General features: G+C 76.1%; 1 protein-coding gene. It reads right to left on the bottom strand.

What is annotated here, in order from left to right; genetic code table 11:
- Nucleotides 1-907, bottom strand: a 907-nt coding sequence (locus AOK16_RS24215) for a zinc-binding metallopeptidase family protein (RefSeq protein ID WP_055474240.1), incomplete at its 3' end; no start/stop codon positions are given.
- Nucleotides 908-1,086 lie beyond the last annotated feature (179 nt).

Here is a 1,086-nt window from a genome sequence, read left to right as displayed (position 1 = left end):
CGCGCGCCCGGTCCTCGTACGAGCCGCCGCGCGCGAAGACGGACCGCTCCAGCACGTTGCCCAGCAGTGGCCCCTCGGCGCCGGTGTCGGACTGGCTGCCGTTCTCCTCGTGGTCGAACGCGGCCAGTACGGGGATGTGCGGTACGGGCTCCGCGCCGCTCGCGGCGGCGATCAGCGCGGCCGTACCGGCGTGCACGGACAGCAGGTTGTCCATCCGCGGCCCGGCGAGGAGTTCGCGGTCGCGCCCGAGGTAGGCGGGCGGCTCGACGCTGTGCGTCATCAGGTCCCAGCCGGTCACCTCCTCGGCCGGAACGCCCGCCTCCGCGGCGAGGAAGCGGATGAGGTCGCCCTCCGCGACGTCCCCCAGGCCCCAGACCGGCGTCATGTGCCGCTGCTTGTCGAGCTTGAGGCCGTCGGCGTTGACCGACCGGTCGAGGTGCACGGCCAGCTGCGGCACCCGCAGCAGCGGCCGGTCGACGGCCACCAGCCGGTGCGCTCCGCCGCGCAGCGCGAGCCGCCCGCTGAGGCCGAGGTCGCGGTCTAGCCAGGTGTTGAGCAGGGTGCCGCCGTAGATCTCCACGGCGACCTGGCGCCAGCCGTGCGCGCCGGTGTCCGGCAGGGGCTTCACGCGCAGGTTGGGGGAGTCGGTGTGCGCCCCGACGATCCGGAACGCGGTCTCGGGCCCGGCACCCTCCGGCACGTACCAGGCCACGATGGCCCCGCCCCGCAGCACGTACCGCCCGCCGGTGGAACCGTCCCAGGCGGCGGTCTCCGCGACCTGCCGGAACCCGGCCTTCTCCAGCCGCTCGGCGGCGCTCGCCACGGCGTGGTACGGCGAGGGGCTCTGCGCGAGGAAGCCCATCAGGTCGTCGGTGTGGCCGCGGTCGAAGCGTGGCTGGTCGCTCATGGGGGCCAGCATACGAACGGCCGCCCGGCGCGGCACGGGCACTGCCACCGGATCGCGCGCCGGGGCGCGCACGGGGCGTGACCCTTCGGTGGACACCGCGCTCGGAGCGGACGCTTCGGCGCGGGAGTCCCCTGGACGCCGCCACCCGCCGCCCGCCGCCCCCGGCGCCACCGCGACCG

This window comes from Streptomyces pathocidini, assembly GCF_001418495.1.
Lineage (GTDB): Bacteria > Actinomycetota > Actinomycetes > Streptomycetales > Streptomycetaceae > Streptomyces > Streptomyces pathocidini.
Note: the sequence above shows the minus strand (reverse complement) of the source record. Positions and strands in the feature narration are given on the sequence as shown.